This window comes from Pseudomonas sp. MF4836 (genome assembly GCF_002018875.1).
Lineage (GTDB): Bacteria > Pseudomonadota > Gammaproteobacteria > Pseudomonadales > Pseudomonadaceae > Aquipseudomonas.
Genome location: NZ_MVOL01000001.1, coordinates 553903 through 572135 on the forward strand (window position 1 = coordinate 553903; position 18233 = coordinate 572135).

Genomic DNA, 18233 nt, shown 5'->3' on the forward strand with positions numbered 1-18233 from the left:
AGCGACCCCGCTCAGGCGCGTGCCGAGGATCAGGCTCAGGTCGTCGCTCAGGCTGAGACGCGTCGCGCCATACAGGCCTCGTTCCTTGCGGATGTAGTGGTAGTCGGACTGCGCGTTGCCTGACGCGGTGACGGCGGCTTGCGCGCCGGGGTGGTCGGGAGTGGCGCCTGCTGCGCGCCACTCCCTGGGTGGTCAGCCTTTGCCGCCCGCCAGGGCCGGAGTCCGCGGTGGGATCACCCGCTTGTCGGCGGTGGATTCAAAGGCCGAGGCCAGGCGCAGCAGGGCCGAGTCGTCGTAGGCGCGGCCGGCGAAGGTCAGGCCCACGGGCATGCCGATGTCGGCCATCAGGCCCATGGGCACGGTGACCGTGGGCACGCCCAGGTGGCGGATGGCGAGGTTGCCGTTGGCCACCCAGACCCCGTTGCTCCAGGCGATATCCGCCGCCGCCGGGTCGACATCGGCATTGGCCGGGGCCACGTCGGCCACGGTCGGGAACAGCACCGCATCCAGGCCCAGGCGATCCATCCACTCTTCGAGGTCGATGCGCCGGGTCTGCTCCAGGCCGCGCAGGCCGTCGGGCACGCTGTCGATCTGGTCCCAGGGGGTGATGCCGCGCTCGGCCATCTTCACGTATTCATCCATGCCGGCGGCGAGGTCGCCTTCGCGGTTGGGCAGGGTGCCCGGGTCGTGGGGGAAGATTTTCGGCCCGTCGACGTCCACCAGGCGCTTGAGCTTGGGGTCGCCGTTGGCTTGCAGGAAGTCATCGAACGCCCAGGCCGTCAGGTCCCACAATTCGTGGTGCAGGAACTCCTTGGACACCAGGCCGCGGTTGTACACGGTCGGCGCACCCGGGCGGTCGCCCTCGCAGTTGGAGACCAGCGGGAAGTCCACTTCCAGCACTTCGGCGCCGGCCGCTTCGAGGGCCTGGCGCGCCTGTTGCCAGAGTTCGATCACCGAGGGCCGGGTGTGGATGCGCTGGCCGGTCGGGCCACCGATCCCCGGCGCTTCGCTGGTGCCGGCCCCGGGGTCGGCGTTGATGTACATGCGCGGCACGCCCAGGCGCTTGCCCTTGAGGGCCTTGGCGTCGGCCGCCAGTTGCGGGTAGGACGCCGGGCGCACCGAGGCCACGCTGGGGATCGGCACCCAGGGTTGCAGGCGCCACAGGTCGCCGCGGGTGTCCGGGTCTTCGGCCACCACCACGTCCAGCACTTCCAGCAGGTCGGCCATGGTCCGGGCGAAGGGCACTACCACGTCCATGGTCGGGGTCAGCGGCCAGTTGCCACGCACCGAGATCACCCCGCGGGAAGGGGTGTAGGCGCACAGGCCGTTGTTCGAGGCCGGGCCGCGACCGCTGGACCAGGTTTCCTCGGCCAGGCCGAAGGCGGCGAAGCTGGCCGCCGTGGCCGTACCGGCGCCATTCGACGAGCCCGAAGCGAAGGGCGCCGTGAGGTAGTCGGCGTTGTACGGGCTCTCGGCGCGGCCATAGACCCCACGCTGCATGCCGCCGTTGGCCATGGGCGGCATATTGGTCTTGCCCAGGCAGATGGCCCCGGCGCCGCGCAGGCGTTCGATGGTGAAGGCGTCGCGATAGGCCACCAGTTCGGCAAAGGCCGGGCTGCCGGAGGCGGCGGTCAGGCCCTTGACCAGGTAGCTGTCCTTGGCGGTGTAGGGAATGCCATCCAGTGGCCCCAGGGCCTGGCCCCGGGCGCGACGGGCGTCGCTGGCCTCGGCTTCCGTCAAGGCTTCGGGGTTGCGCACCACCACCGCATTGAGGGCGGTCGGCGTGGCGGGGCCGTCATAGGCGTCGATCCGCGCCAGGTACGCCTGGACCAGCGCCACAGACGTGACCTGACCGGATTCGAGGGCGGCGCGCAGTTGGGCAATGGAGACCTCGGTGACGTCGAACGGGGTCTTGGGCTCAGGCACATCACGTTTCAAAATGGATTCTCCTCTCGATTCTTAGGGCACGGCGTGGCGCGGCAGGGGGCTGGGCTCACCCTTGAGGGGGGCTATTTTGCACCAAGTCGGCGTTCAAGAAATCGCTATAAGCGTCGTTCTCGGTTATCCGCCCGCGACACGTCCTTCGGCAGCCAGCAGGCCAGCAGCCCGAGCAAGGGCAAGGGCAAGCCGCTGGCGCCGCTGAAGGTGGCGACCACCCCCATCGATCCGCCAGCAGCCCCAGGCCAGCGGCGCCGTCGGCTGCATGGGGTCTCGCCGCCGGACTACTTGTACGCCTTGCAGGAGCCGGACCCCGGTGTCGGTCATCGATGAGCACTCCGGCACTTCCAGCGCGGTCAATCTTTCGACCAATGCCGTGGCGCAATGGGGCCTGACCGCCATTGCCCTTACGGGTTCTTGCTATTGCCCATGTAGCTCAGGGTCATTCGGCTCAGGGCGCGGATGCCCACCGCCAGGCTGGGGTCGTCGACCTGGAAGCCGGGAGAGTGGGTTGGCCACACCGGGCCGCCTTCCAGGCTCTTGGGGGTGACGCCCATGCGCATGAATAACCCGGGGATCTGCCGCGCGTATTCGGCGAAGTCGTCGGCGCCGTAGGTGCCGTTGTCGATCCGCACCGGGGTGGTTGACACCTGTTGCAGCACCGGCAGCATCCGGTCGACCAGGGCCGTGTCGTTGTAGCCGGCGCGATATCCCCCCGGCAGGTACTCGACCTGGGCCTTGGCCCCGGAGGCTTCGGCGATTTTTTCGGCGGTGCGGGTCATGCGCTGCAGCACGTCCTCGCGCTGTTCGTCGCTGACGGTGCGGATCGAACCCTCCAGGCGCACCTCGGCAGGGATGATGTTGTGCCGCTCGCCGCCTTCGATCCGCCCTACGGAAATCACCGGCGCCGGCAGCAGGCTGAGGTTCGACTGGCGGCTGGGAATGGTCTGCCAGGCGAGGATCACCTGGGCCGCCACCGGCACCGGGTCGATGCCGGTCCAGGGGAAGGCGGCATGGGTCTGGCGCCCGCTGATGCGCGCGACAAAGGTGTCGGCGGCCGCGGTGGTGCGCTGGCGGCTGAGGGTAAAGGTCCCGGCCGTGCCGGCGGTGACGTGGATACCGAAGATCACCTGCGGCGCCGGATTCTGCAGCACCCCTTGCTCGATCATCAGCCGCGCGCCGCCGGACTCGCCCAGGGGTGGGCCTTCCTCGGCCGGCTGGAAGATCAGCTTGAGGGTCCCCGGCAATTGCTCGCGATGGGCCGCCAGCACTTCGGCCACGCCCAGGGCCATGGCCATGTGCGCGTCGTGGCCACAGGCGTGCATCACGCCGATGTCCTTGCCTCGGCTGCGCAGGTCGTTGCCTTCATCCTTGCTGCGCACCGTTGAGGCATAGGGCAGGCCAGTCTGCTCGGTGAGGGGCAGGGCGTCGAGTTCGGCGCGGATCGCCACCACCGGTCCCGGCCGCCCACCCCGCAGAATGCCCACCACCCCGGTGTGGGCGATGCCGGTCTGCACTTCCAGGCCCAGCTCGCGCAGGCGCTGGGCGATGCGCTGGCTGGTGAGGACTTCGCGGTTACCCAGCTCCGGCTGCTGGTGAATGGCGTGGCGCAGGGCGATCACTCCGGGCAGGGCGCGCTGGATTTGCGCGTCCAGGTCATTCCAGGGTTCGGTCGCCGACAGCGAGCCGGACAGCAACAGGAGCAAGATCCCGCCGGTTTTGACATAGGGCATGGTCCGGTCTCAGTAGGTGAAGGCAATGGGCGGTGAATGGGCATTGAGCAGGTAGTCGCCGATCGCCTTGTACTTGTAGGCCAGGGCGTCATGGGTGGTGTGGGTGCGGGCGTTGCGCCAGTGGCGGTCGAAGTTGTAGCGCGATTGGGTGGTGGCCGCACCGCCCACTTCGTACAGGCGTTCGCAGACATGCAGGGCGGCGCGGGTCGAGGCGATCTTGGCCTCGGCCACGGCGATGGATGAACGCACCAGGATCGCTTCCAGTTCTTCACCCTCGGCCAGGCCCAGCAATTGACTGCGGGCCGCCAGTTCGACGGCGCCGGCGGCTTTTTCCACCAGGGCCTCGGCGCCATGGATGCGGGCCGCCAGGTCACCCACGGTGTGCAGGATGTAAGGGTCGTTGCGCGCCTGGTCGACGCCGCTTTCGCGCACCGGACGCGAGCCGGTCCGCGCCCACTGCACCGCATCGTCCAGGGCCGCGAGGCCAATGCCGATGTCGATCGCGCAATGGATCAACTGCGCGCTGGCGCCGATGTAATTGCGCCGCTGGTACCACTGCGCCAGGGGAATGACCTGCTCCGGGCGCACCACCACGTCCTCCAGCAGGGTGCTGCCGCTGGCGGTCACGCGCTGGCCCATGCCGTCCCAGTCGTCAAGCAGGGTGATGCCCGGAGTCGCCGCCGGCAGCATCACGTACAGCGCGTTGCCGGCTTCATCCACGGCCTGGATTTTCAGCAGGTCGGCGAACAGGCAACCGGTGCTGTAGAACTTGCTGCCATTGAGTACCAGGTGTTCGCCACGGCGCTCCAGGCGGGTGTGGATTTCTCCGCGGAAGGTGCCGCTGCGCTCGGCGATCGCCCCCGAAGACAGTTGGCGCTCGGCGAAGGCACCGAGGTACTGGCGTTGTTGCTCGGGGTTGGCGATCAGGCGCAGGTGCTCGACCGTGGCGAAGTGCGGAAACAGCGCCTGGGCCACGCTGGGGTCGGCCTTGGCCAGGGCGATAAAGATCTGCGCCACCTGCAACTGGCTGACGTCGCCGCCGCCCAGCTCCCGAGGGACCCGGGCGGCGCCGAGGCCGGAGTCGCGGATCAGGTCCAGTTGGGCATGGGGCAGGATCCGCCCGGCGTCGCGCTCGGCGGCGCCGGGTTGAATCTGGGTGGCCAACTGCTGGGCCAGGGCGAGGTAATCGGTCATGGAAGTGTCCATCAAAAAAAGTCAGGAAGCGTCGCGCAGGGCGTGTCGCGGCACGCCGAGCAAGAGGATCAGCGTGCCGCAGGCCACCAGGCCGGCGACGATGTACAGCGCCAGGCTGATGCTGCCGGTGGAGGTCTTGATCGCGCCGATCATGATCGGCGTCAGCAGGCTGCTGATTTGTCCGCAGCAATTGACCAGGGCCAGGCCGGCGGCCTTGGCGTGGTCCGACAGGTAGTAGGTGGGGATGGTCCAGAAAATCGCCGTGGCCACCAGGTAGCCGCTGGTCATCAGGGTCAGCACGGCAATCGCCGAATACGGGCTGAACAGGAAGTTGGGCAGAATCAGCATCGCCAGGGCCGCTGCCAGACCGCCGAGAGCGAAGTGCCAGCGCCGCTCCTGGTGCAGGTCCGAATGGCGGCAGGCCCAGAGCATCAGGCTGACGCCGACCACATAGGGCAGGGCCGAGAGCAGACCCAGTTGCCCGAGGTTGCTGACCCCGGAGTCGCGGATGATCGACGGCGCCCAGATATTGGTGACGTTGCCGGTGCACATGATGGTCAGGCAGTAGGCCAGGGTGATGAACCACACCTTGCGGTCTTTCAAGGCCTCGACAAAGCGCGTGTGGCCGCCGGGTTTGCGCTGTTGTCGCTCGCGGACCAGGGCCTGTTCGATGGCGTGCTTTTCAGCGGCGCTCAACCATTTGGCCGAAGCCGGCCTGTCGTCCAGCCAGTACCAGGCGAACAGCCCGGCGAGCACCGGCGGAATGCCGGTGATCACGAACAGCCATTGCCAGCCGGTGAACCCGGCGATGCCGGCGAAGTGGCTCATGATCGAGGTCGACAAGGGCCCGCCGATAATCCCGCACACGGCAATCGCCATGATAAAACGCGAGGTGATCCGCGCGCGGTGGCTGGCCGGGAACCAGTAGGTCAGGTACAGGATCACCCCGGGGAAGAACCCGGCTTCGGCCGCCCCCAGCAGCACCCGCAGCACGTAAAACTGCGCCGGGGTCTGGGCGAAGGCGGTGGCGATGGTCACCAGGCCCCAGAGGATCATGATCCGGGTCATGGTTTTCTTGGCGCCGATTTTTTCCAGCAACAGGTTGCTGGGGATCTCGAACAGCAGGTAACCGATGGAGAACACGCCGACGATGATGCCGAAGGTGGCGTCGCTGATGTTGAGGTCGGTCTTGAACTGCAAATGGGCGAAACCGATATTGACCCGGTCCAGCCAATTGAGCACGAAGCACAGGAACAGGAACGGCATGATGCGCCACGCCAGTTTGCGGTACAGGCGCTGGTCGAACTCGGGCACCGAGGTCCCGGCGCTGGGCCGGGCATCAACGGGCAGGGTGCTGGAAATGCTCATTTACCAGCTCACGTCGACTTTGGCGAAGTAGTACGCGCCTTCCAGGCCGTAGGGCGAGTACCAGCTGTAGGTCGGGTTGTCGGTGGGGAAGAAGTAGAAGCGCTTGGCCTCGTCATTCAACTGCTGCGGCCGACGGTCGAAGATGTTTTCGCCACCCACCGTGACCTTCACCGCATCGCTGAGCCAGTAGCCCAGGCTCAGGTCGGTGATCAGCGCCGGACGGATTTCCTCGTCACGGCTGGCGCTGATCTGGTTGCGCCCGGTGACTTTCGAGTAGCGGGTGCCCTTGAGCGTGACGTCGAAGTCGCCCAGCTGCCAGGCGGCGGTCAGCGAGGTCACGTTTTTCGGATAGGCCGAGGTCAGGTTGCCCTGGCGGTCGCGGCCCACCGCGCTGACCCCGGTGCCGGCGAGGGCCTCGGGCTCCTTGATTTTCTCGATGGTCTGCAGGCTCTGGTTGCTGAGCAGGGTCCACTTGGTCTTGCCGTAGCGGCCCAGGTCATAGCGGTAGTCGGCCACCAGGTCGATGCCCCGGGTGCGGGTGTCGGCCAGGTTGCCGAAGTAGGACACGATCTGGTTCGGGTCCAGACCGTTGCTCGCCAGCAGGTTGGACACGGCGGTGCCTTGCAGGTTGCTGGTCTGCAGCACGCGGTCCTTGATGTCGATCTGGTACAGGTCGAGGGTGACGTCGAGGTTCTCGGTCGGTGTGAGCACAAAACCCAGGCTGTAGTTGGTCGAGCGTTCCGGCTTCAAGGCCTTGGCGCCCAGGGCCTTGCCGGCGGCGTCGTCGACGGTCACGTAGCGGGTGGTGGCCTGCTCCAGCTGGCCGGTGAGCGGGCTGGTGCGCCAGGCGGTCAGCGACGAGGAGTAGTACTGCTGTTGCAGGGACGGCGCGCGAAAGCCGTTGCTGAGGGTGCCGCGCACCGCGAACTGTGGGTTGAAGGCATAGCGGGTCGAGAGCTTGCCGCTGCCGGTGTCGCCAAAATCGCTGTAGTGCTCGAAACGGCCAGCCAGGCTCATGTCCCACTGCTCGGTCAGGCTCTGGCTGAAGTCGATATAGGCGGCGGTATTGGTCCGCGAATAGTTATGCGCATCGGCAGGGGTAAAACCCACCAGCCCTGGCGCGCCGGGGTTCGGGCGCTGGCCGGCGAGGGGGCTGCCGGCGGGGAACACATAACCGCCGTCGGCATAGGACGCGTATTCGCCGGCCTGGATCTCGAAGCCGTCGCGGCGGAACTCAAGGCCGGTGGAGACGTTCAGCGGCTTGGCGAACAGCCCGGTGTCGAAGGCCCGGGTCAGGTCCAGGTTGTTGGTCCACTGGCTGGCGATCAGGTTGCCGCCGTCCATGTCACGCGGGCTGTCCGGTCCCAGGGACGGGTTCAGCGAGCGCTCGTTGCGGGTGTTGGCATTGTTGTAGCCATAGCTGGTGCTCAGGTCCCAGTGCCAGCCCAGCAGGTCGTCGTTGCGCACGCCGAACACGCTCTGGAAGTCGTCTTCCTCGACCACGAAGCGCGGCGAAAACCCGTCCGGGTATACCGAAACGATGTTCTGCGGCGAGTTGGCGGTGCGGTAGGTGCCCCAACTGGTGGAATTGCGGTGGCTCAGGGTCGAGAACGAATACAGGGTGTAGGCCTCGTTCAGCGGCAGTTCGGCGTTGTAGCCGAAGTTGTAGGTCTGGGAGCGCGGCTGGCCCAGTTGCTGGCGGTAGCGGCTTTCGCTGGTTTCCCGTGGGTCGGGCTGGCCGTTCTGGCGGAAATAGATACTGGTGCGATCCGGTACCGCGCCGGCGACGTTGGAGCTTTCCTGCACGCCGATGTCGGCGCTGAGGCTGAAGAAGCCCTCATTGGGCAGCTCGAAGCCCTGGTTGATCTGACCCTGGCCCCGGGCGCCGAAATTGCCCTTGCCGCCAACCCGATTCGCGTACTGCCCGTACAGGGCGCTGGCGCTGCCGCCGGAGTGGTTGCTCTTGAGGATGATGTTGATCACCCCGGCAATTGCGTCCGAACCGTATTGTGCGGCGGCGCCGTCGCGCAGGACTTCGATGTGGTCCACGGCGCTGACCGGGATCAGGTCGAGGTCGGCCGGCGACTGGCCACTGGCGGTGGCGGCGGTCTGGACGAAGATCAGCGACGTGTTGTGCCGGCGCTTGCCATTGACCAGCACCAGCACGTGATTGCCGCCCAGGCCGCGCAGGGTCGCGGACTTGACCGACAGGCCGGTGCCACCGGTGAAGCCGGCGGCATTGGTGTAGGACGGCACGGCGGCGGCCAGGGCGTCGCGCAGGTTCTGCTTGCCGGAACGGGCCAGGTCGTCGGCGCTGATCACATCGATCGGCGCCAGGCTCTTGGCCACGGTGCGGCCGCTGTCCCGGGCGCCGGTGACGATGACCGTCTGCAACGCAGTGTCGCCAGTGGCCGAAGTGCGGGCGCCACTCTCGTCGGCCAGGGCCGCCGGGCTGGCGCACAGGCCGAGGATGCCGGCGGTCAGCAGGCTGAGCCTGGGGTGAAAGCGGGTGTACGGGCGAGACATGGTGAGGCTCCAATGTTTAGGTGCCGCTTTCCATTCCTGGTGGTGGGAGTTCCTGACAGTACTGGCGAGGCTGAAGTGTGGGTGTTTCTCGTTATGGGCAGAGGGTGCGGGCGGCCTTCGTGGGCCGCGCTCAACGGTCGAGCATGACGTCCTTTCGGGCCTGGTCGACCAGTGCCAGATGCCGCTGCAGGCGGCTGTTGCGCTCGGCCAGCAGCAGGCGCTTGGTCCATTCCACGGCCTTGGCGGAATGGGCCGCGAGCTGCGCCGCCAGTTCCAGGGCGCGGGCATAGGCGTCGTCCACCACTTCATTCACCAGACCCATGGCCAGGGCCTCGCGGGCCTCGAACCGGCGGGCACTGAGCATGATGTCCAGGGCCGCAGTTTCGCCAATCAGGCTCGGCAAGGTGATGGCGCTGAAGCCGGACAACATGCCGTGCTGCACTTCCGGGAAATGGAAGCGGGTGTCGTGGCGGGCGATGCGGAAATCGCAATGAATGGCCAGGCTGATGCCCAGGCCCAGGGTGTGGCCGTGCAACGCGGCGATCACCGGTTTGCTCAGCTCATGGCCGACGCCGGGCAGGGCGCGGGCCAGCACCTGGCTGCTGACGGTCTCGCCGGTTTCGCGGATTTCCTTGAGGTCGGAGCCGGCGCAGAACGCCCGCTCGCCGGTGCCACGCAGCACGATGGCGCGCACGGCGCGGTCATCCTGGGCGCGCTGCCAGGCGTCGGCCAGTTCGTGCTTGGCCTGGCTGTCCAGGGCGTTGAGGCGCTCGGGGCGGTTGAGGCTGACCACCAGGATCCCTTCGCCAACGTGTTGGTACTCGACTGTCATGGTTTGGATTTCATCGATTGTGAAAGAAAGACGCTTTGCCCCTTGAGGTCGGCGTCAAAGTGGGGAAAACTTAATTGATGTGCACAATGCAAACAGCATGTTTGTTATATGAACATATTCTTATCAGGTCACAAACGGTTATAAAAAATGAAAGCGATAGTTCTAAAAGCCTTCGGCGGGCCGGAGCAACTGCAGGTCGAGGAGGTGCCGACACCGCAACCCGGGGCCGGTGAAGTGCTGGTCAAAGTGCATGCGGCAGGGGTTTGCCACCACGATCTGCTGCACCGCGCCGGGCAGCTGCCAGGGGCCCACACCGGGGTGGTACTGGGCCATGAAGTGGCGGGCGAGGTGGTGCAAGTCGGCGCCGGAGTCCTGCAACTGCGGGTGGGAGCCCGGGTGGTGATCTACCAGCGACGCTTCTGCGGGCAATGCCGCGACTGCCTGCGCGGCCGCCAGGACCTGTGCCGCGCCCTGGGCCTGCCATCGGTGGACACCGAGGGCGCCTACGCCGAGTACCTGCGGGTGCCGGCGATCTCCGCCGTGGAGTTGCCCGACGGCCTGGACTACACCCTGGCCGCCCTGGCCTCATGCCCGATCGCCACCAGCGTGCGCGCGCTGTACGGCGAGGCGGCGCTCAAGCCCGGGGAAACAGTATTGATCAACGGCGCCAGCGGCGGCCTGGGCGCGCACCAGATCCAGCTGGCCCGGGCACTGGGCGCGCGGGTGATCGCGGTCACCGGCAGTGCGCAAAAGAGTGAATTCCTCAAGAGCCTTGGAGCCCATGAAGTGATTGTCAGCCACCAGGGCTACAGCGCCGAGGTCTGGCGCCTGACGGGCAAGCGCGGGGTCGACGTGGCCATGGACAACCTCGGCCACACCCTGGAAGACACCCTGCGCAGCATGACCCTCGGCGGACGAGTGGTGGTGCTGGGCAATGTGCAGCCGGGCAATGTGGCAGTGTCTCCCGGCTTGCTGATCGGTCGCCGGCTCAAGGTCCAGGGCTCGGGCAGCGCCACCTTGGAAGAACTGCGGGTGGCCCTGGCGTTGATCCACAGTGGCCAGGTGCGGCCGCTGATCGACCGTATCCTGCCGTTCCCGCAGGTGGCCGAGGCCCACGCGCTACTGGAGTCGCGCCAGGTCAGCGGGCGCATCGTCCTGAGTGGGTGGTGAGCATGGATATCAGTACGCTGCTGGCCCAGGCGGCCGGCAAATGGCCCGAGCAACCGGCACTGAGCGAGCCTGCCAGCGCCCGCAGCCTGACCTTCGCCGAGCTGGACCGGGCGCTCAGCGGGTTCGGCCAGGCCCTGGAGCGGCTGCACGTGGCGCCCGGGGCGCGGGTGGCCCTGCTGGCCGAGGCCAGCCTCGACTATTTGATTGCCGACTACGGCTGCATGGCCAACGGTCGGGTGCGGGTGCCGCTGGACCCGGCCCTGGCTGCCGATGAACTGCTGGCCCAGGTACGTGATGCCGGGGCTGTCCTGCTGCTGTTCTCCCCCCAGCACCTGGCCCTGGTTGAACGTCTGCGCCAGGCGGGCATTGACTGCCGGCCCCTGGAGACCCTGACCACCCCGGCCGCTGGCGACCTCAGGCCACGCCCGGCCCAGTCGCCCCAGGCCCTGGCTTCGCTGAACTACACCGGCGGCACCACTGGCACCCCCAAGGCGGTGATGCATCGCCATGCCAGCCTGTGCGCGGTGTTGCAGAACATCGTCATGGCTCGCGGCGCGGTGGTCGGCGATGTGCTGCTTAATGTGCGGCCGCTATGGCCGATTGCCGCGGTGGCGGTGTTGGCGCACCTGCTCAGTGGCGGCCAGGTGGTACTCGGCGGGCGCTTTGATGGCAAGACCTTTGTCGCCCAACTGCTTGAGTATCGGGTGGCCTTCAGCTCCCTGGTGCCGACCCAGCTGCTGCGCCTGTTGCGTGAAGCCGGCACCGCGCCGCTGCCGTTGCCAGCGTTCAAGAGCCTCGATGTGGGCGCCGCCGCGTTGAGCGGGGAGGTGCTGGAAGGCTCGTGCAGCCTGTTCAGCGAGCGCATCAGCGTGCTCTACGGCATGACCGAGGCGCCCTGGAGTTGCTACTTGTCGGCGCCGCAGATGGCGGCTGCCCGGCGTAGTGCAAACGGGGCCGAGGGCCTGGTGGGGCGCCCGGTGTTCGCGGCGGCGGTGCGCATCGACCAGCCCGATGCCCAGGGCGTGGGCGAGATTCTGCTGGGCGGCCCGCAATTGATGAGCGGTTACTGGCAACAGGACGCCCTCAGCGCGCGGGTCCTGGAGCACGGCTGGCTGCGCAGCGGTGATCTCGGGCGGCTCGATGCCGATGGCCAGTTGCGGGTACTCGGGCGCTGCAAGGACATCATTCGCAGCGGCGGCAAGTCAGTGCAGCCGGGGGAAGTCGAGCAGAGCCTGCTGAGCCATCCCGGGGTGCAGGATGCCCATGTCTTCGGCCTGGCGGAGGTCGAATGGGGAGAGCAGGTGTGCGCCGCTGTGGTGCTCAATGGCGCCGGCAAGCCCAGTGCGCAGGAGCTGATGGAACACTGCCGCGCCTTGCTGTCGCGTTACAAGGTGCCGCGCCGGGTGTTCGTGGTCGATGAACTGCCACGCTCCCACTACGGCAAGGTGCAAAAGAACCGGCTGCTCGCCGTGCTGGGGCCGGAACTGGCGTCCTGACTCTGCGGGCTAGAGGTTGCCCAACTGCGCCGCGATGCCTTCACAGGCGCGGCGTACATGGCTGGCCAGGGAGGAGGCGGGGTGGGTTTCCTGCTCCATCTCCAGCCCGGCCACCACCACGGCACCGATCGCCGGCCCGGCCTCCAGGCGAATGGGGAAGGCCACCGACGAAAGCCCCGGCTTGAACTCGCCATGGCCGAAGGCAAAGTCCTGCTGGCCACGGATCTGCTCCAGGGCCGGCAAGGCCTTGGCATAACGCGCCTCGCCGAGAATCCCCAGGGCCGTGGCCGCGTCATAAGTGGCCAGCACCGCGCGGCCACTGGGGCTGCCGTCGATGGGGAACTGGTCGGCCAGGTCGACAATCACGTTGAGCGGGGTGGTCGGGGTCCACATGCGCTCGATCAACACCACCTGATCGCCCACCGGCACCGACAGCGACACAATGGCCTGGCGCTCGCCGATCACCCGCTGCAACTCGATGGCGTAGGGCAGGGCGATCTTGCGCAGGTTGAGGCGGTTCAGATACGCCGCCGAATAAATCAGGCACTCCGGCCCGATGCGATAGGTGCCGCCCTGGGATTCGATCAGGCTCCAGTAGGTCAGGGTCTTGAGCAGGCGATGGATAGTGGTGCGGTCGATCCCGGTCAGCCGCGCCAGGTCCAGCGCACTGGCCCCGTGCTTGAGGCCCGACAGCGTGCGCAACAGCACAATCGACCGGTCGATGACCTGAACGCGCCCGCCCGCACTGTCCTTGCTGCTGGTGAGGGGGGGATGAATCGAAGAAATATCCATTGTGGCAGCGGCTTCCGAAATCATTTTGGTCGGCCAGCGCAGATCGCAGGCTTGGCCGGTGGCCAAGGTTAGCCGTGATCGGGTGCGGGGTGAAGAGCAATCTGAATTCGCTGAGCGACTGCCCGGGTGAGGCAGTACCGCTGTCGGTGACTGCGGCACGCCGTTCATGGGGACTGCCGACACGCGGCATCCCTGGTCACTAGGCGTTTCGGCGTCTTATGGCCCGCGCGATGGCTATCACGACGATCAGCAACAGCGGCGAGTATCGGAGGAGGTACGTCTTGACCGTGTCCCACGAGCGTTGTCGCTGCAATTCTGCGCCGTAGTCGAAATAGCGCAGGTGCGGTCCGCCGATGACGTCGGTCATGGATGACCAGCTACCTGGGGTGCCAACGCCCGCATCCCCGTAGTCTTCACCTGGCTCGAACTCGATGGCGGCGGCGAGCTTGCGTACGGCCTCGATAGGCGTTTCGCACTGGGAAATACTTGGGGCAAGTACTTGCAGCTCCACGGCCCAGGGCTTGCCGAGGCGCACCGCGGCCATATTCATCGAGATAGGCTTGCTCCACCGCATGCTGCTTTCGCCACACCTCCAACCGCTCGGCGACCGCCTCCGGCAGCTTTCCGGCCTTGCCTGCACGCTGAGTACGGTCTATCACCTCGAGAAATTTCCCGTCACCGATGCTCCCTCCGTTGTCGAGCATCCTCCTGGTCATGGGGTTGCGCAGGATCTCCTCTTAGGCACTCAGCGTCTGCTTGTAGGTCAGCGGCTTCGCTGCCTTGGTTTTTGCCGAATCGCCCGGCGGGGCTGCAGAAGAAATTGAACTGCTGCGAGCCTTTACGATGGCAAGGCCGACGCTATGTTCGCGGTCACTCGACCAACCAACCGCTTTCACCTTCGACCAGCGTGCCGCCATGGCTCGTGGTATCCCCCTGACGAGCAGCGGCCTGGCCCTCGATGATGGTTCCGGGTGAACCGCTCTGGATAACCGCGCCACAACTGGTCTGGTCACCTACCCGGGCCACCGCTTTGCCATTGACGGTGGCAGAGCTCGCGCCACTGACCACGGTTCCACCTCCATGAATAGGGCAACTGTGCGCGTGGCCGACGAGAACGATGGGTTTCATGTTTGGTTTCCTTTGCTTAAACGTAGGAGGGCGCCACCAGCAACTGGCTGCGCCATTGGTTCTGAGTGGCAAGCGCAGTGCCAGGCTGTACGTGGGCATGTTGTTGTCGGGATTGGCCCATTCCAGTGTTTAACTTCTCCAGTAATGCCTGCGTACGGCGGTAGTGTTTTTGTGCATCAAAATTCAATTCAACGAATTTTCATTATTCCTCTCCATGCCAGACACCGTCACAAGCATCAATTAGTTCCTGAGGCCACTTCTTACATGGGAGTATACGATCAAGCCCCATGTAGATCAGATCCCCCAAGGTTATTAACCAAAGAATAGGTGCTGCGATTGGAAATAAGAGCGGTGCCAGTAAGCGTTTCCACCAAGTGCGACTGAGGAACATCCTGAATGGATTCCAAGAAGTTATGCATTCTTGAATGCTAGTTGCTCGATAACTGTTTAATGCAGAAGAATGTGGAAGGGCATCCTTCCCCTCGCACATGTATAAACGAATGTATTCCCACAGCATTGCGGCTCCATAGATGCCCCTATTAAAAAATGCTTCGTCAGCGTCCTGCGTACCTGAGATGCCAATGCGAAGTCGACTATTGTTATTTGGGTAGCCAGGCCCAGCATAAGGAAAACTCAGAGTCAATACGCCGTCGTTGGTCGGAACGCCACCTACTGCAAAGGTGGTGATGTCTTTGATATAAGCCTCCAACTGGTCCCATGACTGGTTGACATATTGTCCTTCGATAATGCAGCTAACTTTGAGTGTTTTGCGATTGAAAATAATAGGGAGTTGTGTTCGCCAAGGAATAAATATCCACGAAAAACCAACGATAAAGAATGCCAAGGTTCCGAGCGGGAAATCCCAATTTTCAATGTAGTGAGCTAACGCTCCGGCGCTGTAGTTGTTGTACTTGGCATCGTGCAAATAACCTATGTATTCAAGTGCGGATAGGAAAACTAGCAAAAATACGAGGGCTATGGTTGCCCACCAACTCATGCTGCGGCGCCCTCCATAAATAGTGCCGAAGGCTGGGCGTATGAAAAGACAATCTTTGGTTACCTTCATAATGTTATTGTCTGCGGCAGGTGCTACCCCTAATGGAGGGGCGTTCGGTCGTAGCGCATCAACACGAGTGTAGAAAATACTTTTCTCATCGTTTGGGATTTTATTTTTTTTCATCATCGCTGCCCTAGTAATACCAAGGAGTATCTCGGTCGCTGAAAACCAAGGTCGATTTAAGTTCCTCTCCAAGAAGGGTTGGGATGTAGCTAGGTATCAGACTGTAATTAAAATTTTTTCCCCTTGTGAGTCCTAATACTCGGTAGGTAAGCACAACTCCCCCACTGGGCAACTTTTCCTCTCCGGATGAGTTGTGGAGTTGTGGTTCGGATTCTCCTGTTTCGATTGCTGTAACTTTCTGGATTGTGCCAACAAGGGGGTATATTATTTTTATAGTTAAAGTATTGCTCGTCATGTGCCAGTCTGCTTCAACCTGCCGCGGTGCATAGCTAGCATGGACGTAACCTTTATTCTCGTCATCTAAAGTGGGATAAAGCGTAACGGCAGTTCTCCCAAGTAGCTCGTTATTGCCAAAGCTACAATCGTTGAGCCAGTAGCTGAGTGGGGTAAATTGGGCCTTTTCACCCTTGATACCCCACCACAGCCCGACTCCTAGCAGAATTACGCCTGCGGCAATCCAGCCCCAGACAGGTACGGTAGCTACCACTCCAGCCATCCCTAGGCCGTATGTAAGTGCCGCACCACCTGTGGTTACAGCAGCTCCTCCCAACCCTAGCGCCATTCCTGCCAATGCATATGCAGTTGCAGCATCGTCGTTTCCTATTTTTCTCTGATCCGATGCTCTAGACCAGTTGGTGGCAGACTCTGCTAGTGCACCACCATATCCAAACACGCGTAAAGCAGCTGTACTTGTCATCGCCCTAATCACGATGCCTGACCAAGAGACTTGCAAATAAATTGTCGGCATTATTGCTCTTGTACTAAGAAGTAAACCATTCAATGCGCTCCCGGCTCCCATAACGGCCGCGACGAGATTCAGGCCGGTAGTTCTGACATTCGCAGAGTCAAATGCAAGTACAGCAGCTTTCAAGTTTAGGAAACTAAAAAAAGCCACTCCTCCTGCAACCCCATGTTCAAACACCTGTAGGAACGGATTGGCGTAGCGCGTCATGGGTGTTAATCGTTGCCATACGATAACTTCCATGGTGTCACCAGCGCCCATGCCGAGCGAACCAACGGTCACAGCGCCGCGCGGAAATCCAGCTGCGTCCTCTAATGCATGGATAGCTTCTTGGCGAGTAAGTTGGCGTGTCGTCAGACGGTCCTGGTAGCGACTTTCTAACATTTGTACGAGTCGGTTGGCGTCTTCTGGAGTGCCCATGCCCGCCAATTGATGAATTCGATTTGCCACCGCGTCACGTGCGGCTCCGTGCCAGACTTGACCAGTACTCTCCGGTCCTGGGAAGCGGCTGAGTGTATATACGCCGACCTGTTCCATCAGGTAATGCAGGGCTCCGAAGCGAAGTAACTGCCCCAAGACTTTACTCAACGCAGTGTCCGCAGCGACATCCATCTTGTTTTCCCACACCGCATCGATCAGTCCCTTGTCATGTTCGATGTTGACCAGAATGGGGTTTGTATTCCAAGGAAGTTTCCACCATCGGTTGAAGAGTTCGCGCTCGCTATCTTTCTTGCCCGATGGCATTGTTTCAGTTCCCCAGACCATGCCTTCGATGCAGGCAGAGAACGCAATTGCATGGCTGGTCGAAGACATGGGTTCTTTTGTGTCATAGCGCAAGAAGGTGGCACCCATGTCTATGGGAGACGCTGTAGATAAGTAACTTTCCAACCACTTGTATCGGTCATTTTTCCTGTCCACTACAACGCAATGGCGCTTTACAAGTTCTTTTGTAAAGTCCCGCATGAAACTCACTCGATCTGCCTCCCTGACGTGGCGGGAGTAAAGCGGCGCGGCCTCTGAAAGAGCGGCAGCGCGCTGGCCAATCGGGTCGGATGGTAGGGCGTCGAGCTGCTTGCGGGCACTGGGGTATGAGGAGGGGCGGTATTTGGCAGGTTCGCGTTCGATAACTGCTAGGTTGTCGGCAAAGCGCTTGCGCTTCCATTCTCGTTCGTCCATATCTCGTTTTAGAGCGCGCTCGAACGCCTCCTCACCCTTGTCTGCCACGCCAGCTTTGCTTGCGTAGACAGATGCATAGATATTACCGACTAACTTTGCAATGAGCATCTTGCGGCAGCGTTGAATGTCAGGTTTATTATTGCTCGTCTTGTCGGGTGCCGAGTTATAAGCCTCCATAACATGACGTGACTTATTAAATATGCCGCCGAGATCTTGAACGAGTGCAATATTGTCATACATGACCACAGCAATTTGCTTAGCCGGTGCCACGGCTTTCATCCCGGTCACCAGTGCTTGAAAGTTAAAAACCGCCAGCTTTCCCCTCCAGGGTGAGAAAGCTAGATCGGTACCCTTAAACTCCTCCACAACTTTGCCTAGAGATTCGGCGGCAAAGGTATGGTTCGAAGGAGTATTGGTCTGCCAAGTCTTTATATCTATCGTCGTCGCCAGTTTTGTTCGCACCCCATCCCGGTCGGACTCGATGTCACGGATCTTGCGCTCGGTCAGCAACGTGTCGGTCAGCAGGATATGCACAACGGAACACTCTTTTGCCCAAATGTGGGGAACTGATTTTCCGGGTCTGTAACCTTCAATCGCCGCTTCCAGGGAGCGGTGCTTTGACAGCAGTTCGATGAACTGCCCGTTCTCTTCATTGACTCGCCAGACGTAAACTTTGCCCTCTGTTTCGTCGAACAGGTAGATAAAGCCACCGCCCACACAACGCAGGCCATATTGAGCATGGTCGAGCTTCTTGAAGCCCTTGGCTAACGTTGGTTCGTCATAGGCATAATCCGCCCCACCCTTCGGACGCGGATGCGCGGAATAACGCAAGGGAAACAACGGAATTCGGGCTTGGCAGCTTTCGTTGGTGCTGCTGTATTGGGTGCTTCCTGCCATG

General features: G+C 63.1%; 13 protein-coding genes. 2 read left to right on the top strand and 11 right to left on the bottom strand.

From position 1 onward, the window contains the following. Positions 1-192: 192 nt before the first annotated feature. The 6 genes from MF4836_RS02530 to MF4836_RS02555 all read right to left on the bottom strand — a co-directional run bounded on the left by MF4836_RS02530 (position 193) and on the right by MF4836_RS02555 (position 9591). Positions 193-1926 carry an amidase gene (locus MF4836_RS02530; protein WP_161955729.1) on the bottom strand — a complete coding sequence of 578 codons (1734 nt, stop codon included), beginning with the start codon at positions 1924-1926 and terminating at the stop codon, positions 193-195. Positions 1927-2345: 419 nt separating this feature from the next. Further along, positions 2346-3671 carry an amidohydrolase gene (locus MF4836_RS02535; RefSeq protein WP_078468955.1) on the bottom strand — a complete coding sequence of 442 codons (1326 nt, stop codon included), beginning with the start codon at positions 3669-3671 and terminating at the stop codon, positions 2346-2348. A 9-nt stretch (positions 3672-3680) separates the two neighbouring features. Next, positions 3681-4865 carry an acyl-CoA dehydrogenase family protein gene (locus MF4836_RS02540; RefSeq protein ID WP_020298668.1) on the bottom strand — a complete coding sequence of 395 codons (1185 nt, stop codon included), beginning with the start codon at positions 4863-4865 and terminating at the stop codon, positions 3681-3683. Between the two features lie 21 nt (positions 4866-4886). After that, positions 4887-6233: an MFS transporter gene (locus MF4836_RS02545; protein WP_078468956.1), complete on the bottom strand. Its 1347-nt coding sequence runs from the start codon at positions 6231-6233 to the stop codon at positions 4887-4889. Then, positions 6234-8759 carry a TonB-dependent receptor plug domain-containing protein gene (locus MF4836_RS02550; RefSeq protein WP_078468957.1) on the bottom strand — a complete coding sequence of 842 codons (2526 nt, stop codon included), beginning with the start codon at positions 8757-8759 and terminating at the stop codon, positions 6234-6236. It abuts the gene before it with no gap. A gap of 130 nt (positions 8760-8889) precedes the next feature. Further along, positions 8890-9591: an enoyl-CoA hydratase/isomerase family protein gene (locus MF4836_RS02555; protein ID WP_078468958.1), complete on the bottom strand. Its 702-nt coding sequence runs from the start codon at positions 9589-9591 to the stop codon at positions 8890-8892. A gap of 147 nt (positions 9592-9738) precedes the next feature. On the opposite strand from MF4836_RS02555, the gene MF4836_RS02560 reads away from it, so the two are divergent. Both MF4836_RS02560 and MF4836_RS02565 read left to right on the top strand, forming a co-directional pair. Then, positions 9739-10761, top strand: a complete 1023-nt coding sequence (locus tag MF4836_RS02560) for an alcohol dehydrogenase catalytic domain-containing protein (protein ID WP_078468959.1) — start codon at positions 9739-9741, stop codon at positions 10759-10761. Between the two features lie 2 nt (positions 10762-10763). After that, positions 10764-12257, top strand: coding sequence for a class I adenylate-forming enzyme family protein (locus MF4836_RS02565; protein WP_078468960.1), 1494 nt, complete (start codon positions 10764-10766; stop codon positions 12255-12257). 9 nt (positions 12258-12266) lie between these two features. Here the strand turns inward: MF4836_RS02565 and MF4836_RS02570 are convergent, their stop codons facing one another. The 5 genes from MF4836_RS02570 to MF4836_RS02590 all read right to left on the bottom strand — a co-directional run bounded on the left by MF4836_RS02570 (position 12267) and on the right by MF4836_RS02590 (position 18232). Continuing rightward, positions 12267-13049, bottom strand: a complete 783-nt coding sequence (locus MF4836_RS02570) for an IclR family transcriptional regulator (RefSeq protein ID WP_043230036.1) — start codon at positions 13047-13049, stop codon at positions 12267-12269. A gap of 199 nt (positions 13050-13248) precedes the next feature. Next, entirely contained in the window at positions 13249-13623 is a 375-nt protein-coding gene (locus tag MF4836_RS02575) for a hypothetical protein (protein ID WP_078468961.1), read from the bottom strand. Positions 13624-13919: 296 nt separating this feature from the next. Then, a complete protein-coding gene (locus MF4836_RS02580) occupies positions 13920-14177 on the bottom strand; it encodes a PAAR domain-containing protein (protein ID WP_078468962.1) in 258 nt (85 codons plus the stop codon). A 202-nt stretch (positions 14178-14379) separates the two neighbouring features. Beyond that, positions 14380-15357: a hypothetical protein gene (locus tag MF4836_RS02585; protein WP_153050181.1), complete on the bottom strand. Its 978-nt coding sequence runs from the start codon at positions 15355-15357 to the stop codon at positions 14380-14382. Positions 15358-15367: 10 nt separating this feature from the next. After that, positions 15368-18232, bottom strand: coding sequence for a toxin VasX (locus MF4836_RS02590; RefSeq protein WP_078468964.1), 2865 nt, complete (start codon positions 18230-18232; stop codon positions 15368-15370). Position 18233 lies beyond the last annotated feature (1 nt).